This window comes from Geodermatophilus sp. SYSU D00708 (assembly GCF_054050115.1).
The window spans coordinates 1-25,755 of sequence record NZ_JBJGYS010000023.1 but is presented as its reverse complement, the minus strand read 5'-3'; the positions used below and the strand labels follow the sequence as shown (position 1 = coordinate 25,755).

The window sequence follows — 25,755 nt, the reverse complement described above, 5'->3', positions numbered from 1 at the left end:
CACCGACGTGGGGAGTCGCACCGGATGACCAGCTCGTTGACCCTGGCGCCGGCGCCACCGTCCGAGGCCGCCGAGCGGGTGCGGGCGGAGGTGCGCGAGTTCCTCGCCGCCGAGCTGGCCGCCGGCACGTTCAGCACGCACGTCGACACCTGGCTGTCCGGCGTCGACCCGGCGTTCTCCCGCAAGCTGGGCGAGCGCGGGTGGCTGGGGATGACCTGGCCGAAGCGCTACGGCGGGCACGAACGGACGGCGATGGAGCGCTACGCCGTCACCGAGGAGCTGCTCGCCGCCGGGGCGCCGGTCGCCGCGCACTGGATCGCCGACCGGCAGTCCGGGCCGAACCTGCTGCGCTACGGCACCGAGGCGCAGCGGCAGGCGATCCTGCCGCGCATCGCCGCGGGGGAGTGCTACTTCGTCATCGGCATGAGCGAGCCGGACTCCGGTTCCGACCTCGCCTCCATCCGCACCCGGGCGACCCGCAACGGCGACGGGGACTGGGTGGTCACCGGCGCCAAGGTGTGGACGTCGAACGCGCACGCCTCCCACTACGGGATCGTGCTGGTGCGCACCTCGCCCGCGGACCCGGCGAACCGGCACGCGGGGCTCTCCCAGCTGCTGGTCGACCTGTCGCTGCCCGGCATCACGGTCAACCCGATCCGCATCCTCGACGGCGGCCACCACTTCAACGAGGTGGTGTTCGACGACGTCGTCGTCCCCGGGGACATGCTGCTCGGCGAGGAGGGCGCGGGCTGGCACCAGGTCACCGCGGAGCTGGCGTTCGAGCGCAGCGGGCCGGAGCGGTTCCTGTCGACCTACCCGCTGGTCGCCGAGTTCGCCCGCCGCGCCCGCGACTCCGGGGACCCGGCGCAGCTGGCCGCGCTGGGCCGGTTGTCGGCGCGGCTGCTGGCGCTGCGCCAGTTGTCGATGCGCATCGCCGCGGCGCTGGACCGCGGCGAGCTGCCCGACATCCCCGCGGCACTGGTCAAGGACGTCGGGACCACGTTCGAGGCCGACGTGATCGACGAGGTGCGGCGGGTGGTCGACGTGCCCGCGTCGCTGGACTCGCCGGACCCGCTCGGGCGGGCACTGGCCGAGGCGCAGCTGCACGCGCCGGGCTACACGCTGCGCGGCGGGACGAACGAGATATTGCGGGGGATCGTGGCGAGGGGGCTCGGACTCCGATGAGTGACCAGGACCTGGTGGTCGAGACCGTCCGGGACATCCTCGCCGCGCACGAGCCGTTCACGCTCACCGCCGAGCAGTCGTGGGACGCCGGGCTGTGGGCCGACCTGGTCGCCACCGGGCTGACCGGCGTGGGGCTCCCCGAGGAGGCCGGGGGCTCGGGTGGCGAGCTCGCCGACGCGGTGGCCGTCGTCCGGACGCTGGCCGCCGGTGCCGCGGCGGTGCCGGTCGCCGAGCAGCTGCTGGTCGCCGGGCCCACGCTGCTCGCCGCCGACCTCGACCTGCCGCCGGTCGAGGAGCCGCTGACGGTCGCCACCGAGGGCGCGGTGCTCGCCGAGCCGGTGGACGACGGCGACGGGCCGGGGCGCTGGGCGCTGACCGGCACCGCGACCGACGTGGCGTGGTCCGGCGTGGCGCGGCACGTGGCCGTCCTCGCCGCCGCGCCGCGGGGGATCGAGGGCGCGGTCCTCGCGCTGGTCGACGTGGCCGGGCTGGACACCAGCGAGGCGCGCAACCTGGCCGGTGAGCCCCGCGGGTCGCTCGTGCTCGCCGAGGCGCCGGCCGCCGGTGCGCTGCTCAGCCCGGCGCGCGCCGACGAGGTGCGGGCCCGGTACGCGCTGGCGCGGTCGGTGCAGCTGGCCGCGGCGCTGGAGGAGGTCCTCGCGGCGACGGTGCGCTATGCGGGCGAGCGGCAGCAGTTCGGCCGGCCGCTGGCGCGGTTCCAGGCCATCCAGATGGAGCTCGCGGAGATGGCCGGCGAGGTCACCGCGGTCGGCGCGCTGGTGGACGCCGCCGTCCAGCGGCTGGCGCGCGGGGAGGACGTCGTCCTCGCGGCCGCGGCGGCGAAGGTGCGGGCCGGCGCCGCGGTCGAGGTCGTGGCCCGGCTGGCCCACCAGGTGCACGGCGCGATCGGGTTCACGCAGGAGCACCGGCTGCACCACCTCACCCGGCGGTGCTGGTCGTGGCGGGACGAGGCGGGCAGCGAGCGCACCTGGGCCGAGGTGCTCGGCAGGAGGCTGCTCGCCGGCGGCGACGACCTCTGGCCGGCGCTGACCCGGGTTCTCTGAAGCCGCGGGGCGGGGGCCGGCGGTCCCCGCCCCACGGCGGCCCCTGCCGGGTCCCGTCGCGAGCCTGCGAGCGGCGGGGGCAGGGGGTCCGCCTTCTCAGACGGTCTCGGGCACCCGCAGGTGCGCCAGCGCCAACTCGAACTCCGCGACGTCGAGGAACTCCATCCCCATCTCCCGGGCGGTGCGCTCCCGGATGGCGGCGGCGGGGTCCCGGCTGCGGTCGAGGGCCGCACGGTCGGCGAACGTGACCGCCCCGGCCCCCAGCCCCTCCCGGCGGTCCAGCAGCATGCTGGCGCTGCAGAAGCCCTCCATGTCCTCCAGCCGGGGCAGCACCCCCATGCGGTAGGTCTCGAGGAGTTCGTCGACCCGGGCCGGCTCGATGCGCGGCCAGGTGACCCGCACCCGGGCGCCGGCCGGTGCCTCCCGGACCCGGTGGAGGACCGCGATCTCCCAGCCGCGCACCTCGGGCTGCCCGCCGAGGATCTGAGCGGCCCGGTCGCGCAGCGGGCCCACCCGGTCCATCGTGGCGCGCATCGCCTCCTCGGTCTGCCAGGCGGTCGTGACGATGCAGCGGCCGGTGTCGCGGTCGGTGAGCAGTGAGATCCCGACGAAGCCGTCCATCGCCTGGACCGCGGGCATCACCTCGTCGCGCAGGTAGGCGGTCGCGTCGTCGATCGCCCCGGGGTTGCCGCGGATGGTGGTCGTTCGGGCGTACATGCCACCACTCCTCTCGGTGCGCGGCGACGCCCCTGCGGCATCGCCGCACACCCGAGCCTGCTCGCCGGGCGAGAGGGTGGCTACGGACCTCGGGCCCCGGTACCCGAGGAGGACGGGGTCCTTCGTCAGACGGTCTCGGGCACCCGCAGGTGGTGCAGGACCAGCTCGAACTCGGCCACCTCGAGGATCTGCGCGCCCATCGCGGCGGCGAACTCCTCGCGCACCGCCGTCGCGTTCGTGCGGGACCGCTCCAGGGTCGCCCGGTCGGCGTAGGTCACCGCGCCGGCGCCGCGGCCCTCCCGCCGGTCCATCATCAGGCTGGCGCTGCAGAACCCGTCCATGTCCTCCAGCCGGGGCAGCAGGCTCAGCTTGTAGGCGTCGACGACCCGCTCCACGTTCGCCGGGTCGGTGCGGCTCCAGGTCACGCGGGTGCAGGCGCCGTCGGGCGCCTGGTGATCGCGGTGCAGGACGGCGATCTCCCAGGTCTGCACCTCCGGTTGTCCGCCGAGGATCGTGCCGAGACGCGACCGCAGCGGGCCGACGCGGTCCATCGAATCCCGCATCGCCTCCTCGGTCTGCCAGGCGGTCGTCACGATGCACCGGCCGGAGTCGCGGTCGGCGAGCATGGACAGGCCGACGAAGCCCTCCATCTGCTGGACCTGCGGCATCGTCTCGTCCCGCATGTAGGCGGTCGCCTCGTCGATCGCCCCGGGGTTGCCGCGCACGGTGGTCGTTCGGGCGTACATGCCACTCTCCTCCCGGGAGGCGGCGGTGCCCCTGCGGCATCGCCGCGTTGCAGAGCCTCCTCGCCGGGGAGGGGGGTGGCAACGACGTCGGTCCCCGCTCAGGCGGTCTCGGGCACCCGCAGGTGGGCGAGGACCAGTTCGAACTCCGCGACGTCGACGATCTGGCTGCCCACGGCCGCAGCGAACTCCTCGCGGACCGTCGTCGCGTCGGTGCGGGAGCGCTCGACGGTCTCCCGGTCGACGTAGGTGACCGCGCCGGCGGTGCGGCCCTCCTGCCGGTCCACCATGAGGCTCGCGCTGCAGAACCCGTCCACCTCCTCGAGGTGGGGGAGCAGGGTCAGCCGGTAGGCGTCGACGACCCGGTCCAGGTTCGTCGGGTCGGTGCGGGCCCAGGTGACCCGGGTGCAGGCACCGTCGGGGGCCTGGTGCTCCCGGTGCAGGACGGCGATCTGCCACCGGTGCACGGCCAGTGAGCCGCCGAGCACCTCGGCGAGGTGGATGCGCAGGGGCCGGAGGCCGTCGTCGCTGGCGTGCAGCGCCGCCTCCGCCTCCCACGCGGTCGTGGCGATGCACCGGCCGGTGTCGCGGTCGGCGAGCATCGACAGGCCGAGGCAGCCGTCGGTCCGGTCGAGGACCGGCATCACCTGCTCACGCAGGTAGGCGATCCCGTTGTCGACGGCCTGCGGGTTGCCGCGGATGGTGGTCGCACGCGCGAACACGCCGCTGCTCCTTCCGGGGGCGGGAAGCGCTCCGGACGGTGCCCGCCCCGATGTGGCCGGGCACCGTCCGGAGCCCGGGTCAGGCGGTCTCGGGGACCCGCAGGTGGGCCAGCACCAGTTCGTACTCCTGGACGTCGGTGATGGCCGCGTTCGTGCGCGCCACGAAGTCGTCCCGCATGGCGCGGGCGTACTCCCGTGCGCCCTCCATCGCCTCGCGGCTCTCGAAGGTCACGGCGGAGACGCCCATCCCCTCGGCGCGGCTGACCAGGACGCTCATGCTGCAGAAGCCCCGGTACTCCTCCTCCATCCGCGGCAGGAAGACCATCTTGTAGGCGTCGAGGGTGCGGTCCATCTGGTCGGGCTCGCAGCGGACCCAGGTGACCCGCGTCCAGGCGCCCTCGGGTGCCTCGTGCGCCCGGTGCAGGACCCCGATCTCCCACTCGTGGACGTCGGGCTGCCCGCCGAAGATCTGCCCGGCGCGCTCCCGCGAGGAGCGGACGCCCTCGGCACTGGCGTGCATGGAGTCGGCGTCCCGCCACGCGGTCGTCACGACGGCGCGGCCGGACTCCCGATCGGCCAGCATCGACAGGCCGATGCAGCCGTCCATCCCCTGGACCAGGGGCATCACCTCGTTGCGGACGTAGGCGATCCCCTCGTCCATGGCCTGCGGGTTGCCCTGGATGGTGGTCGAGCGGGCGTACATGCCACCACTCCTCTCCGGGAACGACTCCGCCGGGACGGCGGCCCGGCGGGAACGGCGGTGCCCCTGCGGCATCGCCGCGCGACCCAGCGTCCTCGCGCGGGACGGGGGAGGGAAGGGGCCTGCGCCGCGCCGGACGCACCGTTCAGCCCCGTGGTCAGCCGGCTCGGGGGTCGGGTGGGGCGGTCTCGTCGAGCCAGGGTGGGTCGGGTTCGGGGTCGAGGGAGCAGCCGGGTGGGGTGCTGATCCGGGTCAGGCCGGTGGGGGTGCGCACGAGCAGCCGGCCGTCGGGGAGCAGGTCGACGTGCCAGTGCCGGGCGAAGGTCTTGATCCGGTGGTGGGTGCGGCACAGGCAACACAAGTTGGTGCAGGCGGTGGGGCCGCCGTCGGCGTGCGGGCGGACGTGGTCCAGGTCGTGGCGGGCCGGGGGTCGGCGGCAGCCGGGCCAGCGGCAGCGGCGGTCGCGGGCGCGGATGAAGCGGCGCTGGGCGGCGGTGGGCCGGTAGCGGGGCGTCGGTGGGGGTGGCCGCAGCCCGGGACCGTCGGGTGGGGCGTCGGTCGCCGTGTCGGCTGGTCGAGGTGTCGCGGAGTCGCTTCGTGGGCTTGTCGCCGTGTCGACTTCTCTGTCGGGACCTCGTCGGCGTCGGTGGCGGCGGGGAGCGCCGGCGGCGCGGGCCAGCTGGGCGCGGGTGGCCACCGCCAGCAGCGCGCCGTCGGCCGGGTCGTGCACGGCCACGGTGGTGCTGCCGCCGCGGGGTGCCGGGCGCAGGCCGAGCATGTCCAGCTGGGCCAGCAGTTCCCGGCACTGGGCGGCGGTGACCACCGCGCCGTTGATCTCGGCGGCGGGCTGGTGCTCGGCGGCGGGGTCGAGGGCGGGCCGGGCGGCGTGGATGGTCAGGTGCGCGGTGACCGGCGGGCGGGTGGTGTCCCAGGGGCGCAGGATCAGGTCCCGGGTGACCTGCGCGCGCAGCACGCCGATCGGGCGGTCGTCGCCGCCGGCGCGCAGCAGGTCGGCGTAGCGGGCGACGGCGTCGGCGCAGGCGTGCGCGGCGGGCGTGGGCATCTCGGCGATGAAGGCACTCAGCCCCTCGTCCATGGCCTGGACGCGGACCTGCGCGCGGGCGGCGGCGGCGCGGCGGCGGCGGTCGAGGGCGTCGGCGTCGATGCGGGCGAGCACCCGGCGGGTGCGCTCGCGCAGCGCCGGGGCGGGGCGCGCGCCGGCGCCGGGCAGCACGACCGCCAGCACCCGGGCGGCCACCTCGGGGATGACCTCGCCGAGCAGGTCGGCCAGCACCGCCGCGCGGCGGCGGTCGATCCGCCCGGCGTAGAGCGCGCTCCACACCTCGGGCAGGCGCTCGACCAGCACCAGGGACTCCACCGCCAGGGCGGCGGCCTCGGCCTCGGTGCAGCCGCGGATGAGCGCCAGCTCGGGCACGAACGTCTCCGACACGTCGGCCAGGCACGGCGGGCGCCGGTCGAGGGTGTCCCGGCCCGGGCGCCCGGCCGGGCCGACCTCGACGTCGGCCTGCTGCCGGTCGATCCGCCGCCGGCGGGCCAGCTGGGCGATCCACACGGCCAGCTCCGCGGCGGCCCGGGCGGCGGCGGCGTCGGCGGCCCAGATGTCGGCCACGTGCTCCAGCTCGCTACCCGGCCCGCCCAGGTCGCCCGGCCGCACGTCGACCGGCACCCCGGGGTCCGGGGGCCGCGGCGGCTGGGTGTCGAGCACGACCCCATCCTGACCTGCGGGTACGACACTTCCGACGCCGTACGACAGGTCCGAAGGAGCGAGAACCGCTGAGGACCCCCCTGTCAGGCGCGCCGCGCAGACAGGGAGTTCCGGACCCGGGCGTGGGACGGGTCGGTCGCCGGAGCCGCGAGCCCGTCCGCACCGCCGTCCGCCCGCCTGGAGCAGCATGCGCGGGGTGACCAGCGCCTCCGACCGACACGGACACACCCACCGCCTCGACCTGGCCGACGCGACCGTCCGGGAGTGGGACGCCACGGTGGTGGCGGCCGACCCGGAGCAGGGGATCGTCCTCGACCGCAGCGCCTTCTACCCCGGCGGGGGCGGGCAGCCGCCGGACGAGGGGGTGTTGCTGTGGGGCGGCGTCCGCACCCGGATCGCCGGCACCCGCAAGGGCGACGAGCTCTACCTGATCCCCGTCGAGGGCGACCCGGTCCCGCCGGCCGGCACCGCGGTCCGCGGTGCCCTCGACGACGAGCGGCGCACGCAGCTGATGCGCACCCACTCCGGGCTGCACGTGCTCACCGGCGTGGTCTTCCGCGACTTCGGCGCGCTGGTCACCGGCGGCAACATGGAGCCGCTGACCGCCCGGATGGACTTCGACCTGGCCGAGGTGCCGCCGGACTTCAAGGACCGGGTGGCCGAGGCGGTCAACGCCGAGATCGCCGCCGACCGGCCGATCGAGGTCAAGACCCTGCCGCGCGACGAGGCGTTCGCGATCCCCGACATCATCCGCACCGCCACCAACCTGCTCCCGCCCGACATCGAGGTGGTGCGGATCGTCGACATCGTCGGCCTGGACACCCAGGCCGACGGCGGCACGCACGTGGCGAGCACGTCGATGGTGGGCCGGGTCGAGGTCACCAAGATGGAGAACAAGGGCCGCGGGTTCCGCCGGCTGCGCATCCGCGTCGTCTGAGGCTCAGGCCCGGTACGCGGCCCACTCGGGGGTCTCCCGGCCCAGGACGACGGCGTGGGTCAGCCGCAGGCTGCCGGCCAGCCACACCAGGACGTCGTGCAGCCGCAGCCGGGTGAGCGGGACCCCACCTGTGGCCACCAGCAGCTCCGACACCGTCGTCTCGAGGACGGCGAAGGCCGCGGCGCCGGCGACCAGCTCCCGGTGCACGACCGCCTCGACCCCGCTGTCGCCCTCCTCGAGGTGGGGGAGCAGCTGCCGGCGGGTCGTCGCGTCGACCAGCGGGAACAGCTCCGGACGCCGGTGGTGCAGCGCCGCGCCGAGGTGGTCGCGCGACGGCCCGGCCACCCGCTCGCCGATCTCGCGCAGCGCCGCGCCCACCGTCCCGGGCTCGGCGAGCACCGACAGCTCGTCGGCCGGCAGCTCCCAGAAGGCGCGGCCGGCGGCCCGCTGCGTCACGGCGTCCGCGAGCGGGGCCACGTCGTCCATCGCGGCGCGGACGGCGGCCCACCCGGCCGGGTCGAGCCGGCCGTGCAGCCCCTCGGCGGTCAGGACGTCGTCGTCGCCGAGCGGGCCCGTGCCGCGGGTCCGGCCGTCGAAGCGCTCGTAGTTGAAGGCCAGGACGCGCAGCCACCGGCCCTCCGGGCGGCCGAGGGAGCGGAACCACAGCGGCCGGCGTCCGCGGGCGTAGCCGAGCACCGCCGCCACCGCGGTCTCGACCGTCAGCGGCTCGGGGCCGGCGCTCGGCAGGCGGAGGGGAAGACTCCCGTCGGGCACCGCCCCAGCCTGGTGGACGCGGCCTCCGTCGCACAGCAGGGCGCGGCGAGTCGCGGGCGACTGGCCTACCGTCGTCCGTGCGCCCGGAGTCGCTCCCCCCGACCGAAGGAGCGTCGCGTGCCCCCGTCCCCCGCCCGCCGGCGCGCCGTCCTCGGCGCCCTGGTCCTCGTCCTCGCCGGACTGCCGGCCGCGCAGGCGGTCGCCGCCGACTGCGCGACCGACCCTACGCACGAGATCGGCCAGGTCCAGGGGACCGGCGCGGCCACGCCGCTGGCCGGGCGGCAGGTCACCGTCCGCGGCGTCGTCGTCGCCGACCTGCCCGGGTTCTCGGGGTTCTACGTCCAGGCGTCGGACGGCGACGACGCGACCTCCGACGGGGTCTTCGTGTTCAGCCCCGTGCCGGTGGCCCTCGGCGACACCGTCGCGGTCAGCGGCGAGGCACAGGAGTTCCAGGGTCAGACGCAGATCGCAGCCCGCTCGGACGTCACCGTCTGCGCCACCGGCAGCCCACTCCCGGCGCCGGCCGTCCTCGACCTGCCCGCCGGCGACGCGGCCCGCGAGCGGCTGGAGGGCGTGCTGGTCGAGCCGGCCGACGAGCTGACCGTGAGCGACGTGTTCGACCTGGTCGCCTTCGGCGAGCTCACCCTGTCCGAGGGCGGGGTGCTGGTGCAGCCCACCGAGGTGGCGCGACCCGGCCCGGCCGCGCAGGCGGTGGCCGCCTACGACGCGCGGCGGAGCGTCGTCCTGGACGACGGCGTCAGCGCGCGGGTGAGCGTCACGACCCGCCCGTACCTGTCGCCGACGACGCCGGTGCGGGTGGGCGACGGGGTCCGGTTCACCGAGCCGGTGGTCCTCGGCTGGGGCTTCGGCCAGTGGCGGCTGCAGCCCGCCGACGGCACGGCCGAGGGCCTCCTCGCCCCGCAGGACACCCGCCCGGCCGCACCGGACGACGTCGGCGGCGCCCTGCGGATCGGCTCGTTCAACGTGCTCAACTACTTCCTCACCCGCAGCGGCCCCGACGCCCGCGGGGCCCGCACCGACGCGGAGTTCGAGGAGCAGGCCGCGAAGGTCGTGTCGGCCATCGCCGGGCTGGACGCCGACGTGGTGACCCTGCTCGAGGTCGAGGACACCGACACCACCGGCTTCAGCCCCGGCGACGCCGACCGGGCGCTGGCCGACCTGACCGGGCGGCTCACCGGGCGCATCGGCGAGGAGTGGGCGTTCGTGCCGCTGCCGGCCGCGCTGTACGGCGTCGAGCGGGACGCCATCCGCAACGCGATCGTCTACCGCACCGCCGCCGTCCGGCCGGTCGGCGACCCGGTCGGACTGGTGGACGAGGCGGTCTGGGGCAACGCCCGCGAACCGGTCGCGCAGACCTTCGCGGCGGGCGGCGAGGTGCTCACCGTCGTCGCCAACCACTTCAAGTCCAAGGGGTCGGCCGACGGGGCCACCGGGGACAACGCCGACACCGGCGACGGCCAGGGCGCGTGGAACGGCGACCGGGTCCGGCAGGCCCGCTCGCTGGCCGGCTTCGTGGCGGACCTCGCCGCGACCGACCCGGACGTCGTCGTCCTCGGCGACCTCAACGCCTACACCCAGGAGGACCCGGTCGAGGCGCTGCGCGCGGCCGGCCTGACCGAGCTCGGCGAGCGGTTCGACCCGGACCGGTACAGCTACGTGTTCGACGGCCGCTCCGGGTCGCTGGACCACGCGCTGGCCACGCCGTCGCTGGCGGCGCGGGTCACCGGGCTGGCGCACTGGCCGGTCAACGCGGTCGAGTCGTCGGCCTACCAGTACGACGGCGACCCGGCCCTCTACGCGCCCGACCCGTACCGCTCCAGCGACCACGACCCGCTCGTGCTGGGGGTCGACGCGGGCGCCGCCGGCCTCGCCGCCGGCCCGGCCTGCCTCAGCCGAGCAGCACCTCCCGCATGACCCCGTGCAGGTGGGTGTTCGGGTAGCTGCCCGCCAGTCGGTCGCTGCCCGGGCCCTCGGCGGTCACGGGAGTCGGCGCGCCGGTGTGGCCGTCGGTCGCCCAGCGCAGCACGAAGGCCCGGTCGCTGCCGGCCACGGGGAACGGGCCGTCGTCTCCGACCGGGACGGAGCCGCCCACCTCGACGGACAGGCCGCCGGTCTCGTGGTCGCCGGCCACGACCAGCAGCGTGTCGGGGTGCGCGGCGACGTGGTCCCGGACCACCTGGACGGCGTCGTCCAGCGCGCGCAGGGCCGCGAGCAGGCCGGCGCCGGCGTTGTCGTGGCCCGTCGCGTCCACGCCCTCCTCCTCGACGAGGAGGAAGAACCCGTCCGGGTCGGCGGAGAGCCGGGCCAGCGCGGCGCGGGTCAGCTCCGCCAGCGACACGCCGGAGGGGCCGCCGTACAGCGGGCCGCGGGCGAACAGGCCGAGCACCCGGTCGCCGCCCGCGGCCGCGAGCCCGGCGCCGTCGGTCACCGTCGCGTAGCCCCGCCCGCGGGCGGCGTCGAGCAGGCCCCCGGACCAGCGGTCCGCGCCGCCGCCCAGGACCACCGCGGGGCCGCCGTCCTCCAGGTACTGGCCGGCGATGTCCTCCTGCGCGTCCCGGTCGGGCGTGGTGGCGAAGAACGCGGCCGGGGTGGCATCGGTGACCTCCGCGGTGGTCACCACCCCCGTCGCGATCCCGGCGTCCGCGGCCTCGGTGCCGAGCGGGGTCAGCGGGTTGCCCTGCGGGTCCAGGCTGATCGCGCCGTTGCGCGTCCGGACGCCGGTGGCCCACGCCGTGGCCGCGGCCGCGGAGTCGGTCACGGCGGTCGTGGGGTCGTCGGGGGCGGTGGTCTGCTCGCCGGCCACGGCGAGGGAGTCCATGGCCGGCCGCCCGTGGGCGCCCTCCTGGTCCAGCCGGCCGGCCTCGCGCTGGGCGGCGCCCATGCCGTCCCCGACGACGAGGACCACGCTGCGCGGCGGGAGCGCGCCGCGGACCGGCGACGTCGGGCCTGCGCTGGAGTGGTCGGCGACCGTGCCGGCGGTGCCCACCGTGCACGCCGCCAGGAGGACGGCGCTGCCGAGCGCCGCGGCGCGGGCCGACCACCGGTGCCGGCTCATGCGGTCCACTCCCTCCCGCACTCGCCCCGGCCGCGCCGCCCCGGAGCCCGACCGGCTCAGCGGTGGCCGATGCCCCCGGGGCCGTGGTCGGCGGGGACCGTCTCGTCCTCCGGCGGCGGCCCGGGCGGCGTGCCGTCGCCGAACGGCGACCCGCCGAGCTCCTCCCGGCCGTGCGGGGTCAGCCAGTTCGACGTGTCCGGCCCCTGCGGGATGACCTGGGTCGGGTTGATGTCGGCGTGGACGACGTAGTAGTGCTCCTTGATCTGGGGGAAGTCGATCGTGTCGCCGAACCCCGGGGTCTGGAACAGGTCGCGCGCGTAGGCCCACAGCACCGGCATCTCGGTCAGCTTCTGCCGGTTGGCCTTGAAGTGGCCGTGGTAGACGGCGTCGAAGCGGGCCAGCGTGGTGAACAGCCGGACGTCGGCCTCGGTGATCGACCCGCCCATCAGGTAGCGCCGGTCGGCCAGCCGCTCCTCCAGCCAGTCCAGCGCCGTCCACAGCCGGTCGTAGGCCTCGTCGTACGCCGATTGGGAGCCGGCGAACCCACAGCGGTACACCCCGTTGTTGACCTCGGTGTAGACCCGCCGCATCACCTCGTCCATCTCCTCGCGCAGGTGCTCGGGGTAGAGGTCGGGGGCGCCCTGCCGGTGGTACTTCGTCCACTCGGTGGACAGGTCCAGCGTCATCTGGGCGAAGTCGTTGGTGACCACCTGCCCGCTGGGGACGTCGACGATCGTGGGCACCGTGATCCCGCGGTCGTAGTCGGGGAAGCGGGCCAGGAAGGCCTCCTGCAGCCGCTCGTAGCCCAGCACCGGGTCGCGGCCGTCGGGGTAGAGGTCGAAGGTCCACGACCGCTCGTCGTGGGTCGGCCCGCACAGGGCCATGGAGATCGCGTCCTCCAGGCCGAGCAGGCGGCGCACGATCACCGCGCGGTTCGCCCACGGGCAGGCCCGCGCCACGACCAGCCGGTAGCGGCCGGGCTCGACCGGCCAGCCGCCGGAGCCGTCGGCGGTGATCCGGTCGCTGATGTAGGCCGAGTCCCGGTTGTACTCGCCGCCGGTCACGTAGCCCGATCCGCTGCTGTCCGCACTCACGCCCCCCAGCTTGATCGACGCGACGGCGGCGCGCCCGTCAGAGCCGGGTGAGTGTCGCCTCGTCGCGCTCGCCGCCGAAGAACCGGTCCAGCACCTGGCCGAAGACGGCGACCTCGGGCTCGGCCCGCTCGAACAGCGTCATCGACGAGCGCAGCTTTCCCGCGTCGACCGGCCCGAACACCCGGACGGCGTCGTCGGTGCCCAGGTCCAGCAGCGCCTGCGCGCACTCGACCAGCCGCGCGCCGAGCACCGGGTGGTCGAGGTAGGCCTGGGCCTCCGGCAGCCCGGAGACCGCGTAGCGCTGTGCGGTCGCGCTGCGGCCGAGGCCGGCGACCTGCGGGAAGACGAACCACATCCAGTGGCTGCGCTTCGCGCCCGCCCGCAGCTCGGCCAGCGCCTGCTCGTAGGTCCCGCGGTCCTGGGCCTGCACGAACCGCTCGAGGTCGAAGGGATCGCTCACGCCGTCTCCCGTGTCCGCCGCGGGCCCGCGCCAACCACGCCCGGTGCACCCGGGGCGCCGGCCTGCCGATGACGTACGGGTGAACATCGGAGGAAGCCGTGCCGGGCGCGCACGGGATCGAGGACGCCGCCGGCTCGGGACGGCCCTGCTGGCCGGTGCGGTCCTGGGGACGACGGTCGCCTGCGGCGCGCAGACCCCCGCGGAGCCGGCCGCCTCGGCGGCGCCGACCGCGACCACGCCCCCGCCACCCCCGCCCGTGCTGTGGCCCCTCACCGGGGTGGACAGCGCCGGCGCCGACGTCGACCGCCCCGCGCTGGCGATCAAGGTGGAGAACTCCGCCGACGCCCGCCCGCAGAGCGGCCTGAACGCCGCCGACCTGGTGTGGGAGGAGGTCGTCGAGGGCGGCATCGCCCGCTACGTCGCCGTCTACCACTCCACCCTGCCGCCGTCGATCGGCCCGGTGCGCTCGGTGCGGCCGATGGACCCCAACATCGTCGCGCCGCTGCACGGGCTGCTGGCCTTCTCCGGTGGCCAGAAGCCGTTCGTCCAGGCCACCCGTGACGCCGGCCTGCAGGTCGTCGACCCCGGGACGGGCGCCGGCTTCACCCGGGTGAGCGACCGCGTCGCGCCGCACAACACCTACGTCGACCCGGCCGCGCTGCTCGCCCAGGCCGACGCCGACCACCAGGCCGCGCCGCCGCCGCAGTTCGACCTCGCCACCGGGGACGAGCAGCCCACGGCGCTGACCGACGGCACCCCGGCGGCCACCCTGGACCTCGCGCTGTCCCGGATCAGCACGCCGCGCTGGACCTGGAGCCAGCCGGACGGCGCCTGGGTGCGGGCCGAGGGCGGCACGCCGGCGGTCGAGGCCGACGGCACCCCGCTGCGGGCGACCAACGTCGTCGTCCTGCGCGTGGACGTCGTCGACACGAAGTACAAGGACAGCGCCCGCAACCCCGTGCCGGAGACGGTCATGGTCGGCGGGGGAGAGGCGCTGGTCGCCTCCGGCGGCCGCTCGGTGCCGGTCACCTGGTCGAAGGGGTCGGCGGACGAGCCGGTGCGGCTCACCGGCCCCGACGGCCAGCCGGTCCGGCTCGCGCCCGGCCGGACCTGGGTCGAGCTGGTGCCGAACGCGACGGGGTCGGTGACCGTCGGCTGAGGACCGCCATTGCGGGCGCTCCTCGTGGATCGCGGGTCCTGCAGGACCGGCAGTGCACGAGGAACGCCCGCAACGGCACCGGGTGCTACTCCGCCGGTAGCCCCTCCGACGGCGGCGCGGCGGCCACGGCGGCCGGGCGCGGCCCGTCCAGGGAGCCGACCAGGAAGTCCAGCGTCGTCCGCACGATCAGCTTGCGGGAGTCGGCCCGCCGGAAGACGTGCCCCTCGGCCTTGAGCTCCAGGTACTCCACCGGCCGGTCCAGCGCGCGCAGCGTCGCGACGACCTGGTGCGCCTCGCCGATCGGCACGTTCGTGTCGTGCTCGCCGTGGATGACCAGCAGCGGGGCGTCGATCCGGTGGGCCGAGGCCAGGGGCGAGATGTCCTCGAGCAGCGCGCGGTCGCGCTCGGGGTGGCCGTACTTGCTCACCGCCGCCGCGGCGATCCACGGCTCGCTGTCCCGGTAGAACGACACCAGGTCGGACATGCCGCAGACGTCGACGCCCGCGGCGAACACCCCGGGTGAGAAGGCCAGCGAGGCCAGCGTCAGGTACCCGCCGTAGGACCGGCCGGTCACCGCGATCCGGTCGCTCTCGGCGATCCCGGCCGCCACGACGTGGTCGGCCGCGGCGAGCACGTCGGCGAAGGCGTCGTACCGCAGGTGCACGTCGTCGGCGTGCACGAACTCCCGGCCGAACCCCGAGGAGCCGCGGATGTTGGGCGCGAACACCGTGATCCCCGCCGCGGCCAGCGCCTGGTGCTCGGGCTCGAAGGTGGGCCGCTCCTGGCCCTCCGGACCGCCGTGCAGGTACAGCGCCACCGGTCCGGGGGCCTTGAGCCGGCTCGGGGCGCGGTACAGCCAGCCGGTCAGCGGCAGCCCGTCCCGGCCGGCGAAGGTCTCCAGCGTCGGCACGACCAGCCGTCGCTTGGGCAGCGGCGGCGCGGAGGTGACCCGGGTCCAGGCGTGCGTGGTGGTGTCCAGGTGCCACAGCTCGCGGGGGCGGGTGGGGCCCTGGACGCCGAGCACCACGCTCGAGCCGTCGCGGCTGAGCACCGGGTCGGCGGCGACCAGGCCGGGCAGGCCGGTGATCGGCGTGCGCCCGCCCGTGGCGGTGTCCATCAGCTCCAGCTCGCTGCGGCCGGCGACGTTCCACACCAGCAGCAGCAGCCGGCCGGCGTCGTCGGCGTCGATGCCCTCCAGCTCCGCGTCGTCGCGGGCCGCCAGGCAGCGGGCCTCCCCGCGCCAGCCGTTGGGCCCGAACGGCAGCCCGATGAGCTGCCGCCGGGGCAGCCCGACGTCGGAGGCGAGGTAGACGTAGACCGGGCCGCGGTGGTCCTCCGGCGCGGGCCGGATGAGCGCCACCTCGGTCGAGCCGGTCGCGCCGTGGGGCAGCGCGCTGAAGTCCTCGTCGGTGAGCCGGTCGACGACGGAGACGTACTGCTGGCCGCGCTGGCCGTCGCGGATGACGATGAACCGCTCCTCCAGCGACACGTCCAGCACGTGGATCAGGTCGCCCTCGGCGAGGGGGTCCATCCGCCCGGTCGCCGGGTCGGCCAGGTAGGAGCGGGTCGGCACGTCGGGCCCGGCTCCCGGGAAGGTGACGACGAAGCGGTGCCCGCTGCGCGTCCACGGGCCCAGCTCCGCGTGGGTCTCGGCGTCCCCGGCCACGCGCCGCGCGTCGGTGCCGTCGGGCCGCACCACCCAGACCGCCGTCCGGACGCCGCCGTCGGTGGCCACCTCGCAGGTCAGCCAGCCGCTGTCGGCCGCCCACCGGACCTTGACCACCGGGTCGTCGGAGAGCCGGATGTGCCGGGCCGGCGGGATCGGGCCGTCGAGGACGACGTCCTGGATCCACACCTGAGGCGTGCCCGACCGGTCGCTGATGAACGCGACGCAGCGGGCGTCGGGGGTCATGTTCGGGCCCCAGCTGCCCCAGGCGTCGACGAGGTCGTCGGCGAGCGCGGCCGCGGCCTCGACGGTCGTCGGGCTCGCGTCCACGTGGGTCGTCACCGTGCTGTGTCCTCCACCTTCTGCAGCCACATCTCCAGCAGCGCCACCTGCCACAGCGCGTTGGAGCCGAGGGTCGTCCGGGTGACGTTCGGCTCCCGCAGCATGCGCTCCACAGTGTCCGGCCGGAACAGGCCACGCCGCTTGGCGGCCGGGTCGGTCAGCGCCTCGCGGACCCGTTCCAGGTAGGGGCCGTCGAGCTGCCGGATGGCCGGCACCGGGAAGTATCCCTTGGTCCGGTCGATGACCTCGTCCGGGACCATCCCGCGCGCGGCCCGCTTGAGCACGCCCTTGCCGCCGTCGGCGAGCTTGAGCTCCGGTGGGATCCGCCCGGCCAGCTCGACCAGCTCGTGGTCGAGGAAGGGCACCCGCGCCTCCAGGCCCCAGGCCATCGTCATGTTGTCGACCCGCTTCACCGGGTCGTCGACCAGCATGACCGTGGTGTCGTTGCGCAGCGCGGCGTCCACCGCGGTCTCCGCGCCGGGCTGCCCGAACTGCTCGCTGATGAACGCGGTCGGGGCGTCGGAGTCGACCAGCCACTCCGGCTCGAGCAGCTCGCCCATCGCCGCCCAGCGGCGGTCGAAGAACACCCGGGAGTAGGCCTCGACGGCGTCGGCGCGGGGCACCCCGGACAGCGGCGGGTACCAGTCGTAGCCGCCGAGCACCTCGTCGGCGCCCTGCCCGGACTGCACGACCTTGACGTGCTGCGACACGTCCTGCGCGAGCAGGTAGAAGGCGACGCAGTCGTGGCTGACCATCGGCTCGCTCATCGCGGCGACGGCGGCGTCGATGCCCGGCAGCAGCCGCGAGTTGTCGATGGCGATGCGGTGGTGGTCGGTGGCGAACCGCTGCGCCACCAGCGACGAGTACTCGAACTCGTCGCCGGACTCCCCGCCGGCGGACTCGAAGCCGATGCTGAACGTGGCCAGCCCGGTCTGCCCCTGCTCGGCCAGCAGCGCGACGACGAGGCTGGAGTCGATGCCGCCGGACAGCAGCACGCCGACCGGCACGTCGGAGACCATGCGCCGCTCGACGGCGGTGCGCAGGGCGGCGAGCAGCGCCTCCTCCCAGTCCCGGGAGGTCCAGCCGGCCCGGTCGGGGTCGCGGGTGAACAGCGGCCGCCAGTAGACGGTGTCCCGGCTGGTGCCGTCGGGCTCGACGACCCGCACGGTGGCCGGCGGCAGCTTGCGCACCCCGGCCAGGATCGTCCGCGGCGCCGGGACGACGGAGTGGAAGGTCATGTAGTGCGCCAGCGCGGTCCGGTCGATCGCGGTGTCGACGCCGCCGCCGGCCAGCAGCGCCTGCACGGTGGAGGCGAACCGCACGCGGTCGGGCCGGGCGTCGACGTAGAGCGGCTTGATGCCGAGCCGGTCGCGGGCCAGCACCAGCCGGCCGGTGGCGTGCTCGACCACGGCGAAGGCGAACATGCCGAGGAAGTGCTCGACGCAGGCGGTGCCCCACTCGGCGTAGGCCTTGAGCACCACCTCGGTGTCCGACGTCGAGAAGAAGCGGTGGCCGCGGGCGGCGAGGTCGGCGTGCAGCTGCCGGTGGTTGTAGATGATCCCGTTGAAGACGACGGTCAGCCCCAGGTGCGGGTCGACCATCGGCTGGGCGCCCCGCTCGGAGAGATCGATGATCGACAGCCGGCGGTGGCCGAGCCCGATCGGGCCGCGGGCCCACAGCCCGTCGCCGTCCGGGCCGCGGTGGGCCTGGCAGGCGGTCATCCGGTCGAGGACGGCGACGTCGGCCCGCCCTCCGTCGAGGCGCAGTTCTCCGGCGAGTCCGCACATCAGCGGTTCCCCTTCCCCCTCGGGTCCGACGGCGTCGGCCCGGTGATCAGCCAGGTGTCCTTCGCTCCGCCGCCCTGCGAGCTGTTCACGACGAGGCTGCCGGGGGCGGCGACCCGGGTCAGCGCGAGCGGGGGCACCGAGGCGTCGTCGGGCCCGGTGCCGGTGAGGTGGACGAACGCCCGCAGGTCGATGTGCCGCGGGTGCAGGCCGGCGGGGTCCAGCGCCGGCGCGGAGGAGAGCGCGACGACCTCCTGGGCCACCCACCCGCCGGGCCGCAGGGCGATCTCCGCGCGCCGCCGGGCGACGGCGGCCGCGGGTGCCGCCGGGCCGATCAGCACGCCGGAGCCGCCGAAGCCGTCGACGGGTTTGGTGACCAGCTCGCCGACCCGCTCGAGGACGGCGCGCCGCTCGGTCTCGTCGCTCGGCCGGTAGGTGGGCACCGACTCCAGCAGCGGGTGCTCGTCGAGGTAGTAGCCGATCAGCTCGGGCACCCAGCAGTACGTGGCCTTGTCGTCGCCGACGCCGTTGCCGGGGGCGTTGGCCAGCACCACCGCGCCGGCGGCCGCGACGTCGAGCACCGCGGCCCCGACCGGGCGGCCCGATGTGTCGGCGAGGTCGGCCAGCTCGCCGTCCAGCCGGAGGTGCAGGGCGCCGATCGGCGAGCCGCTGCCCCGGTGCACCACCCGGCCCTCGGCGGTGTCGAGGTCGTCGGCGGTGACCAGCAGCAGACCGGCGCCCTCGGCCAGTCTCCGGTGCTCGTACCAGGCGGAGCTGTCCGGGCCACTGGTGAGCAGCGCCGCCGCGGTGCCGGGCTCGGCGTGCCGGAGCAGGGTCGCCCGCAGCGACTCGTACACGGCGGCCGGGTGGGCCAGGCCGGCCGGCCGCGGCAGGTCGGGCATGACGGCGTCGAGCAGCCGGCGGGCGGCCACGGCGTAGGCCGCGCCGCTGGGGTCTCGCAGGTTGTCCTCCAGCACCCGCCAGCCGCCGTACTCGGTGCGGACGACGTCGAAGCCCATCACCGGGGCCCGGACCGCGTCGCGGGGCAGCCGGGTGGCCTCGGGCCGCCACCCGGGGCAGTCGAGGACGGCCTCACGGGGCAGCACCCCGTCGGCGAGCACCCGTTGCGGGCCGTACACGTCGCGGAGGAACAGCTCCAGGGCGCGGGCCCGCTGCACCAGCCCGGCGGCCAGCTCCTGCCACTCGTGGCGGTTGACGATCCGCGGCACCAGATCGACGCCGAACAGCCGCTCCTCGCCCTGCACCCGGAAGGTCACGCCCTGCGCGGCGAGCCAGGCGTCGCGGGCGGCCTCGCGCCGGGCGACCTCCTCCGGCGGGAGCGCGGAGACCACCTCGAGCACGTCGCGGTAGGCCGGCCGGGGGACCGCGCCGGCGCCGATCGCCTCGTCCCCGGCCCGGGACCGGTACCGCCACAGCGCCGGGCCTGCGGGCGCGGGGCCGCCTGCCGGGCCGTGGGACTCGGCGACCACCAGCCGCATGACGTCGGTGAGGTCGCCGGACTCGGCGAACGCCGCCCGCTGCCGGTCGGCGGAGTTGCCGCGGGCCAGGGTGGTCTCGGCCAGCTCGGTGACCGTCTCCCAGTCGCCGAGCTCCTCCAGCTGCGGCCGCAGCCGGGCGAGCAGGCCGCGCACCACGTCGGCGGCCGGGCGCGGCCGCGGGTGCGGGGCGCCGTCGAGCAGTTCGCGGGTCAGGCCGCCGCGGGCCGCCTGCCACATCGCGGCGCGGTGCAGGGGCGCCGGGGCGGGCACGTGCGGGCGGCCGGCCGCCACGTCGAGCTCGGCGGCGCGGACCATCGCCCGGAACAGCCCGGCGATGAGGACCGCGTCGTCCACCAGCGGGCAGGCGTCGCAGACGCGCAGCTCCAGGGTCGGCGCGTGCGACGACGGCCGGACGTCGAAGTAGGCCATCTTGGCGTCGGCGATGACCCCGGAGCCGATGAGGTCGGCCACCAGGGCGTCGTACTCGGCGGCGCTGGCCAGCGGGCCGGTCGCGCCGGCGGTGGGCCAGCGCTGCCAGATGATCGTGCGGATGCTGCTGTAGCCGGTGTCGGAGCCGTTCCAGAACGGCGAGCTGGCGGAGAGGGCGAGCAGCACGGGCAGGTCGCGGGCGACCCGCTGGGCGATCTCGACGGCGAGGTCGCGGTCGGAGACGCCGACGTGCACCTGGGTGCCGCAGATCAGCTGCTCGTCGACCAGCAGCCGGTACTGCTCGTGCATGCGGCCGTAGCGGCCGGTGGCGGTCAGCTCGAAGTCGGCGAAGGTGGAGCGGGGCGCCGTCCCGACGGCGGCGACGCCGAGCCCCTCCCGGCCGGCGACGGCGACCAGCTGCTCGCGCAACCGCAGCAGCTCCGCGCGCAGGTCGGCCAGGGTGGTGACCACCGCGGTGTTGGTCTCGACGGTGGTCCGCTGGATCTCGGCGGCGTAGGACGAGCTGGGCAACCGGCTGAGCAGCCGGGGCGCGCGTGCCGACAGCTCCCACCGGTCGAGGTCGATGAGGTGGAGCTCCTCCTCGGCGCCGAGCGTCAGCTCTGCGGCCATCCGAGGACGCTAACCGGCCGCGTGTTGCATCGGTGGGTCCCCGGCGTTCCCGTTCGGGAAACCGGCGGGCACCGGCACGGGGCCGTCCGGGAACCGCTGGTCGCGGCGTCGTCGCCCTGCCAGGCTGCCGCGGTGCAATGGACGACGTACGGACCGGCGGCCCAGGACGGCGCGGCGCCGGTCGACGACCGGCCGCTGGAACTGGCCGACCTCGGCAAGCTCGCCCGCCGCGGCGTGCGGGCGGTGACCCGCGCGGCGCGGGCCGACGACCGGGCCACCCTCGCCGGGCTGCTCGGCGAGCACCTGGGCGACGCCGCGGGCGGGGACGTCGTCGAGGAGACCTGGCCCGGCTACGAGCACGTCAACGTGCAGGCCGGGCTGGACGCCTGGCTGGCCGCCGACGGGCGGACCAGCGAGCTGGTCGGGATCGTCAACTTCCGGCACCGCCCCTTCGGCCTGGCCGAGCTGCTGGCGATGGACGGGCAGCCGGCCGACCCGTTCGGCCCGCGGCCGGGCAACGCCGCGACGGTCAACCTGCCCTGCGGTCCGGACGGCGCGACACGGCCGTGCCTGCGCTGCGCGGTGCACCTCGTCACGGAGGGCGGCGTCCGGACCGCGGTGCTGGTGCGCGCCGCCGAGCCGGAGATGGGCGTGGACCGGGTGTCGGTGCAGGCTCTGTCCACCGACCCGGACTCCGCGCGGGCCGCCGTCCGGGACATCGGGGCCGCCGCCGAGCGGGAGAACGTCTTCCGCGGCCAGGTGCTCTCCTTCGGCACGGAGGTGTTCGGGCACGGGCAGACGCTGCTCCAGTTCCACCGCCGGCCGCGGCTGGCGCCCGGGCAGCTGGTGCTCGACGCCGGGACGATGGCCGAGATCGAGCGCCAGGTCGTCGACGTCGCCCGGCACAAGGAGCGGCTGCTCGCCGCCGGGCAGCACCTCAAGCGCGGCCTGCTGCTCTACGGGCCGCCCGGCGTCGGCAAGACGCACACCGTCCGGTACCTCATCGGCCGGCTGCCCGGGACGACCGTCGTCCAGCTCACCGGCGGCGCGCTGCACCTGATCGCCGAGGCGTGCTCGGTCGCCCGGTCGCTGCAGCCGGCGATGATCGTCGTCGAGGACGTCGACCTCATCGCCGAGGACCGCGGCATGCACCCCGGCCACCACCCGCTGCTGTTCCAGCTGCTCAACGAGATGGACGGCCTCGCCGAGGACGCCGACGTCGTCTTCCTGCTCACCACCAACCGGGCCGACCTGCTCGAGCCGGCGCTGGCCGCCCGCCCCGGCCGGGTCGACCAGGCCGTCGAGCTGACGCTGCCCGACCGCGACGCCCGCCGCGCGCTGTTCGACCTCTACCGCGGCGACCTCGCGATGGACCTCTCGGGCCTGGACGACGTCCTGGACCGCACCGACGGCGTCACGGCGTCGTTCCTCAAGGAGCTCATCCGCCGGGCCGCGCTGTTCGCCGCCGAGCGCACGGGGGGCGGCGCGCTGTCCGTGTCCGCCGCCGACCTGACCAGCGCGCTCGACGAGCTGCTCGACACCCGCAACGCGATGACCCGCACCCTGCTCGGCGCCGCCCGCACCGTGTGACGGCGCCCTGAGCAGGGACGCAGGACCCTGTGCGCCGGGCGTGTCGCGGTACGAGGATGTTCCGTCTCGGTTCCTCGAGAGACATGGGGGTCCTCCTGTGCCGGACTGGATCACTGGCGTCGCCGCCATCGCCGCTCTGGTGGTCAGCGCCATCACGGCGCTCACGCAGTACCGCCTCGGGCTGGAGCAGAAGATGCTCGAGTCCCGTCAGATAGCGCTCGACGCGCACCTGGCGGCGGGGTCGGCCGGCGCGGCCCGCGGGGTGGACGGCCCGATCCGCTGGCGCGAGCAGGTCCTCGCGCTGCACGACCGCGGGCTCAGCCCGGAGGAGATCCGCTGGATCCTGTGCTGCGCCGACGGCGGCACGGGCGACGAGGAGCGCCACGGGATCATCGACGAGGTCGTCGGCAACGTGCCCAGGGTGCCGCCGGCGGGGATGGTGCGGCCGCCGACCTGTAGCGAGCACCGCCGCCTGCCGCGGCCGGAGGGCCGGATGCGGGCCACCGGGCACCAGCCCTACCCGTTCGACGTGGGGCCCTCGCAGTGGCACACCGCGGACGTGCGCAGCGCCTGATCCCGGGCGACGCCGGCGGGAGCAGGTCGGTCCGGCGACAGTCGTGCTCTGCCCACCGTGGTGGGCAGAGCTCGAGCGTCCGTGGGCTCAGTGCCGGCCGGCGTAGAGGCGCACCGGCGCGGCCCAGCTGCGCGGCACCTCGGCGACGTCGGACAGCCCGGCGTCGCGGAGCAGGTCCAGCAGCTCGGCCGGCTGCCACGGGTGCCCGCCGCTGCGCACCGTGCGCAGGTCGGTGAGCAGCTGCCCGAGCCGGTCCGGGCCGCCGGCGAACGTGCCGGCCAGCAGCCAGCCGCCCGGACGCAGCGCCCGGCACGCGGCCTCCAGCACCTCCGGGACGAGGCCGCGCCGCAGGAACGGCATGGGCAGCCAGACCACGTCGTAGGCCTCGGTCTCGTCGAGGGCCGCGGCGTCCTGCAGGCGCAGGTCGATCCGGTCGGTCAGCCCGGCATCGGCGCGGTTGACCTTGGCCAGGTCGAGCGCCGGCTCGAAGAGGTCGATCCCGGTGACGTGCAGGTGCGGATAGGCCTGCGCCAGCGCGATCGCCAGCCACCCGGTGCCGGTGCCGACGTCGAGCAGCGTCGAGCCGGGGCGGGCGAGCGCCTCGGCCAGCCCGGGCAGCGCCGGCTCGGCGGCCCGGACGGCGCCGGCGATGCCCATCGACAGCCGGCCGATGCTCTGCAGCAGCCGCTCGTCGACGCGGTCCCAGCCTCCGGACCGCCCGGGGTCGTCCACCAGGTCGACGGCCTGCCGCAGCCAGGTGCGGGCCAGCCCCACGACCTGGGCCGCGGGGACCGGGGCGACGGCGTTCCCGCCGAGCAGCTCGGCGGCGACGTCGGCGAGCACCGCGCGCACCGCCGGGTCGGCCGGCAGGCCCTCGGTCTCGATGCGGACGTGGGCGGCGAGTGCGGCCAGCGCGTCGGTGGCCACGCCGAGCTCCACCGCCCGGGTCATCAGTGCGTCGGCAGCCATGGCCGGCCTTCCGCGGCGGCCCCCGGGTGCGGGGACGGGGGCCCAGCCTCCCGCCGTCCGCACGCCTCGGGCAACGCCCTAGGACCCTGGACGCGCCCGTGCGCGCCCCACAGCCTGGGAGGACATCTCCGGCGTGGAGGAGGCCGTCATGAGCCGCAGGGACATCGAGGTCCTGAACGACACGTTCGTGCAGGGTGTCGAGAAGCGCGACGTCGCGATGATGGGGTCGGTCTACGCGCCGGACGCCCGGCTGCTGCCGCCGGGGGCGCCGGCGGTGGACGGCGCGGACGCGATCACCGACTTCTGGAAGCAGGTGCTCGACCAGGGGGTCGACGGCGGGTCGCTGACCACGCTGCTGGTGGAGGAGCGCGACGACCTCGCCGTCGAGGAGGGGCAGTTCCAGATCAGGGCCAGGGGTGCGGTGGTCGAGTCCGGCAAGTACGTCGTCGTCCACCGGCGGCAGCCCGACGGCTCCTGGCGGTGGTGGCGGGACATCTTCAACTCCGACCAGCCGCCGCCGAGCAGCTGACGGCGGTCTCGGCATCACGTCGTCTCGCGGGCCAGCCGCTCGATCGGCTCGGACCAGGCCGCCGGCGCCGTCCACACGAAGCTGTGCGCCCCGGGCACGGCGCGGAACCGGCCGTCGGGGGCCAGGTCGCTCAGCTCCCGCGCCCACGCCTGGGTGCAGATCCGGTCCTGGTCCCCGTGGAGCACCAGGACGGGGACCGGCACCTGCGGGACGACGTCCTCGAGGGCGTCGGCCAGGTGGACCCGCAGCGCGTGCCGCACCCGGCGCAGGCCTGCGCGCTGTCGTTCGGGGGTGTGCTGCTCGTCGAGGCTCTTCGGTTCCAGTTCGTGGTTGCGGCGCCAGGCCAGCAGGATCCGGCGCGTGCTCCGGAAGCGGGGGTCCATCGTCGGGCTGGCCAGCACGAGCGCCCGCACCGACGGCGGCCGGCGCGCGGCGACACGGGCGGCCACCTGGGTGCCGCTGGAGTGCCCGGCCAGCACGACCCGGTCGAGGCCGCTCGCGTCGAGCCACTGGACGACGGCGTCGGCGAACTGCGGGACGTCCATCGGGTGCGGCGGTTCTCCGCTGCCGGAGAAGCCGGGCAGCTCGACCAGGTGCGCTCGGGTCCAGCGGCCCAGCTCGCGCACGGCCGGCTGCAGGTAGTTGGCCACGGCCAGGCCCGGGACGACCACCACCTGCGGAACGCCGTCCCGGGGCGTGCCGACGACGCGGCTGCGGAGGACCCCCCAGGTGGTGGGCCGGTGCTCCAGCGCGACCTCGGGCGGCACGGCGGCCGGCATGGCCCGACGCTAGCAACGCGTGCCGGGTGCGGGAGGACGTCGGTGCTGGTTGACTGCGGCTGACGGCGAGCCGAGCCGTCGGGGCCGACCTCCAGGGGGATCGCCGTGGCAACGACCGCAGGCACGTCCAAGCAGTCGCTGGCGAGGGCGCTCGGCGCGGCCGGGGCGGCCTTCGGGCTCGTCAGTGTCGTGGCACCGCGCGCGGTCGCCCGCTCGTACGGCGTCCCGATCACGCCGGCCGGACTGCAGCTGCAGCGGCTGTTCGGCAGCCGGACGCTGGCCGTCGCCGCGCTGGCGCTGACCGCCCGCAGCGATGAGGAGGTCGACCGGGGGCTGGCCGTGGTGGCCGCCATGAACGCGGTCGACAGCCTGACCGCGCTGGCGGCGGCTCGCCAGGCCGGATCGCGGACGTCGGTCGCGGCGATCATCAGCTCCCTGGCCTACGGCGCGGCCGCGCTGGCCATCCGGTCGATGGCGAACTGAGCCGCCGCCGAGCCAACCAGGGCTGCGGCGCCGCTCGGAACCGGCCTTCCGCACGACGGGGCACCGCCGGGTGGGTGTCGTCCCCCGGGGAGTCGTGCTCTGCCCACCATCGTGGGCAGAGCAC

The 25,755-nt window shown here is 75.9% G+C and carries 23 protein-coding genes; 9 read left to right on the top strand and 14 right to left on the bottom strand.

What is annotated here, in order from left to right; translation table 11 throughout:
- Positions 1-24: 24 nt before the first annotated feature.
- Both ACI79D_RS18165 and ACI79D_RS18160 read left to right on the top strand, forming a co-directional pair.
- Entirely contained in the window at positions 25-1,185 is a 1,161-nt protein-coding gene (locus ACI79D_RS18165; protein WP_456919869.1) for an acyl-CoA dehydrogenase family protein, read from the top strand.
- Positions 1,182-2,249, top strand: coding sequence for an acyl-CoA dehydrogenase family protein (locus tag ACI79D_RS18160; protein WP_456919868.1), 1,068 nt, complete (start codon positions 1,182-1,184; stop codon positions 2,247-2,249). The genes ACI79D_RS18165 and ACI79D_RS18160 overlap by 4 nt, the downstream gene beginning before the upstream one ends.
- Before the next feature lie 96 nt (positions 2,250-2,345).
- Here ACI79D_RS18160 and ACI79D_RS18155 read toward each other — a convergent pair whose 3' ends face one another.
- The 5 genes from ACI79D_RS18155 to ACI79D_RS18135 all read right to left on the bottom strand — a co-directional run bounded on the left by ACI79D_RS18155 (position 2,346) and on the right by ACI79D_RS18135 (position 6,857).
- The gene (locus ACI79D_RS18155; RefSeq protein ID WP_456919867.1) at positions 2,346-2,966 is read right to left on the bottom strand and encodes an antibiotic biosynthesis monooxygenase family protein; all 621 of its coding nucleotides are present in this window, start codon (positions 2,964-2,966) and stop codon (positions 2,346-2,348) included.
- A gap of 125 nt (positions 2,967-3,091) precedes the next feature.
- The gene (locus ACI79D_RS18150) at positions 3,092-3,712 is read right to left on the bottom strand and encodes an antibiotic biosynthesis monooxygenase (protein ID WP_456919866.1); all 621 of its coding nucleotides are present in this window, start codon (positions 3,710-3,712) and stop codon (positions 3,092-3,094) included.
- Positions 3,713-3,810: 98 nt separating this feature from the next.
- On the bottom strand, positions 3,811-4,431 hold the full coding sequence (locus tag ACI79D_RS18145) for a hypothetical protein (protein WP_456919865.1): 621 nt from the start codon (positions 4,429-4,431) through the stop codon (positions 3,811-3,813).
- Positions 4,432-4,510: 79 nt separating this feature from the next.
- Positions 4,511-5,134, bottom strand: a complete 624-nt coding sequence (locus tag ACI79D_RS18140) for an antibiotic biosynthesis monooxygenase (protein WP_456919864.1) — start codon at positions 5,132-5,134, stop codon at positions 4,511-4,513.
- 154 nt (positions 5,135-5,288) lie between these two features.
- Positions 5,289-6,857 (bottom strand): HNH endonuclease signature motif containing protein, encoded by a 1,569-nt coding sequence (locus tag ACI79D_RS18135; RefSeq protein WP_456919863.1) that lies wholly within the window; start codon positions 6,855-6,857, stop codon positions 5,289-5,291.
- 196 nt (positions 6,858-7,053) lie between these two features.
- Between ACI79D_RS18135 and ACI79D_RS18130 the strand changes: the two genes are divergently transcribed.
- Complete coding sequence (locus ACI79D_RS18130) at positions 7,054-7,794, top strand: alanyl-tRNA editing protein (protein WP_456919862.1); 741 nt, start codon at positions 7,054-7,056, stop codon at positions 7,792-7,794.
- Between the two features lie 3 nt (positions 7,795-7,797).
- Here the strand turns inward: ACI79D_RS18130 and ACI79D_RS18125 are convergent, their stop codons facing one another.
- A complete protein-coding gene (locus tag ACI79D_RS18125) occupies positions 7,798-8,568 on the bottom strand; it encodes a DUF6308 family protein (RefSeq protein WP_456919861.1) in 771 nt (256 codons plus the stop codon).
- A gap of 117 nt (positions 8,569-8,685) precedes the next feature.
- Between ACI79D_RS18125 and ACI79D_RS18120 the strand changes: the two genes are divergently transcribed.
- A complete protein-coding gene (locus tag ACI79D_RS18120) occupies positions 8,686-10,503 on the top strand; it encodes an ExeM/NucH family extracellular endonuclease (RefSeq protein ID WP_456919860.1) in 1,818 nt (605 codons plus the stop codon).
- Here ACI79D_RS18120 and ACI79D_RS18115 read toward each other — a convergent pair.
- Genes ACI79D_RS18115 through ACI79D_RS18105 form a run of 3 tightly spaced genes read right to left on the bottom strand, consistent with a single transcriptional unit; the run spans position 10,478 to position 13,198 of the window.
- Entirely contained in the window at positions 10,478-11,644 is a 1,167-nt protein-coding gene (locus ACI79D_RS18115; RefSeq protein WP_456919859.1) for an alkaline phosphatase, read from the bottom strand. The genes ACI79D_RS18120 and ACI79D_RS18115 overlap by 26 nt on opposite strands.
- 56 nt (positions 11,645-11,700) lie before the next feature.
- Entirely contained in the window at positions 11,701-12,738 is a 1,038-nt protein-coding gene (locus ACI79D_RS18110) for a glutathione S-transferase family protein (protein WP_456919858.1), read from the bottom strand.
- 37 nt (positions 12,739-12,775) lie between these two features.
- Positions 12,776-13,198 (bottom strand): DUF1810 domain-containing protein, encoded by a 423-nt coding sequence (locus tag ACI79D_RS18105; protein ID WP_456919857.1) that lies wholly within the window; start codon positions 13,196-13,198, stop codon positions 12,776-12,778.
- A 79-nt stretch (positions 13,199-13,277) separates the two neighbouring features.
- Here ACI79D_RS18105 and ACI79D_RS18100 point away from each other — a divergent pair, with 79 nt between their 5' ends.
- Positions 13,278-14,357, top strand: coding sequence for a DUF3048 domain-containing protein (locus ACI79D_RS18100; RefSeq protein WP_456919856.1), 1,080 nt, complete (start codon positions 13,278-13,280; stop codon positions 14,355-14,357).
- An 85-nt stretch (positions 14,358-14,442) separates the two neighbouring features.
- Here the strand turns inward: ACI79D_RS18100 and ACI79D_RS18095 are convergent, their stop codons facing one another.
- The 3 genes from ACI79D_RS18095 to ACI79D_RS18085 are packed head-to-tail and all read right to left on the bottom strand — an operon-like array spanning position 14,443 to position 20,707.
- Positions 14,443-16,365 (bottom strand): S9 family peptidase, encoded by a 1,923-nt coding sequence (locus ACI79D_RS18095; protein WP_456919855.1) that lies wholly within the window; start codon positions 16,363-16,365, stop codon positions 14,443-14,445.
- A complete protein-coding gene (locus ACI79D_RS18090) occupies positions 16,362-18,152 on the bottom strand; it encodes an N-acetylglutaminylglutamine amidotransferase (RefSeq protein ID WP_456919854.1) in 1,791 nt (596 codons plus the stop codon). Before ACI79D_RS18090 ends, ACI79D_RS18095 begins: the two co-directional genes overlap by 4 nt.
- Positions 18,152-20,707: a glutamate--cysteine ligase gene (locus ACI79D_RS18085; protein ID WP_456919853.1), complete on the bottom strand. Its 2,556-nt coding sequence runs from the start codon at positions 20,705-20,707 to the stop codon at positions 18,152-18,154. The genes ACI79D_RS18090 and ACI79D_RS18085 overlap by 1 nt, the downstream gene beginning before the upstream one ends.
- Positions 20,708-20,839: 132 nt before the next feature.
- Between ACI79D_RS18085 and ACI79D_RS18080 the strand changes: the two genes are divergently transcribed.
- Positions 20,840-22,297, top strand: coding sequence for an AAA family ATPase (locus ACI79D_RS18080; protein ID WP_456919852.1), 1,458 nt, complete (start codon positions 20,840-20,842; stop codon positions 22,295-22,297).
- Between the two features lie 97 nt (positions 22,298-22,394).
- Entirely contained in the window at positions 22,395-22,871 is a 477-nt protein-coding gene (locus tag ACI79D_RS18075; protein WP_456919851.1) for a hypothetical protein, read from the top strand.
- Positions 22,872-22,958: 87 nt separating this feature from the next.
- Here ACI79D_RS18075 and ACI79D_RS18070 read toward each other — a convergent pair whose 3' ends face one another.
- The gene (locus tag ACI79D_RS18070) at positions 22,959-23,840 is read right to left on the bottom strand and encodes an SAM-dependent methyltransferase (RefSeq protein ID WP_456919850.1); all 882 of its coding nucleotides are present in this window, start codon (positions 23,838-23,840) and stop codon (positions 22,959-22,961) included.
- A 148-nt stretch (positions 23,841-23,988) separates the two neighbouring features.
- Here ACI79D_RS18070 and ACI79D_RS18065 point away from each other — a divergent pair, with 148 nt between their 5' ends.
- Positions 23,989-24,369 (top strand): YybH family protein, encoded by a 381-nt coding sequence (locus tag ACI79D_RS18065; protein ID WP_456919849.1) that lies wholly within the window; start codon positions 23,989-23,991, stop codon positions 24,367-24,369.
- Positions 24,370-24,383: 14 nt separating this feature from the next.
- On the opposite strand, the gene ACI79D_RS18060 is transcribed toward ACI79D_RS18065, so the two are convergent.
- The gene (locus tag ACI79D_RS18060) at positions 24,384-25,148 is read right to left on the bottom strand and encodes an alpha/beta fold hydrolase (protein WP_456919848.1); all 765 of its coding nucleotides are present in this window, start codon (positions 25,146-25,148) and stop codon (positions 24,384-24,386) included.
- A gap of 105 nt (positions 25,149-25,253) precedes the next feature.
- On the opposite strand from ACI79D_RS18060, the gene ACI79D_RS18055 reads away from it, so the two are divergent.
- Complete coding sequence (locus tag ACI79D_RS18055) at positions 25,254-25,631, top strand: DUF4267 domain-containing protein (RefSeq protein ID WP_456919847.1); 378 nt, start codon at positions 25,254-25,256, stop codon at positions 25,629-25,631.
- Positions 25,632-25,755: the final 124 nt, after the last annotated feature.

Excerpts from the sequence above, each read along its gene's own strand:
- ACI79D_RS18165 (WP_456919869.1), top strand. The coding sequence starts at position 25 with ATGACCAGCTCGTTGACCCTGGCGCCGGCGCCACCGTCCGAGGCCGCC.
- ACI79D_RS18160 (WP_456919868.1), top strand. The coding sequence starts at position 1,182 with ATGAGTGACCAGGACCTGGTGGTCGAGACCGTCCGGGACATCCTCGCC.
- ACI79D_RS18155 (WP_456919867.1), bottom strand. The coding sequence starts at position 2,966 with ATGTACGCCCGAACGACCACCATCCGCGGCAACCCCGGGGCGATCGAC.
- ACI79D_RS18150 (WP_456919866.1), bottom strand. The coding sequence starts at position 3,712 with ATGTACGCCCGAACGACCACCGTGCGCGGCAACCCCGGGGCGATCGAC.
- ACI79D_RS18140 (WP_456919864.1), bottom strand. The coding sequence starts at position 5,134 with ATGTACGCCCGCTCGACCACCATCCAGGGCAACCCGCAGGCCATGGAC.
- ACI79D_RS18115 (WP_456919859.1), bottom strand. The coding sequence starts at position 11,644 with ATGAGCCGGCACCGGTGGTCGGCCCGCGCCGCGGCGCTCGGCAGCGCC.
- ACI79D_RS18090 (WP_456919854.1), bottom strand. The coding sequence starts at position 18,152 with ATGTGCGGACTCGCCGGAGAACTGCGCCTCGACGGAGGGCGGGCCGAC.
- ACI79D_RS18085 (WP_456919853.1), bottom strand. The coding sequence starts at position 20,707 with ATGGCCGCAGAGCTGACGCTCGGCGCCGAGGAGGAGCTCCACCTCATC.
- ACI79D_RS18070 (WP_456919850.1), bottom strand. The coding sequence starts at position 23,840 with ATGGCTGCCGACGCACTGATGACCCGGGCGGTGGAGCTCGGCGTGGCC.
- ACI79D_RS18065 (WP_456919849.1), top strand. The coding sequence starts at position 23,989 with ATGAGCCGCAGGGACATCGAGGTCCTGAACGACACGTTCGTGCAGGGT.
- ACI79D_RS18060 (WP_456919848.1), bottom strand. The coding sequence starts at position 25,148 with ATGCCGGCCGCCGTGCCGCCCGAGGTCGCGCTGGAGCACCGGCCCACC.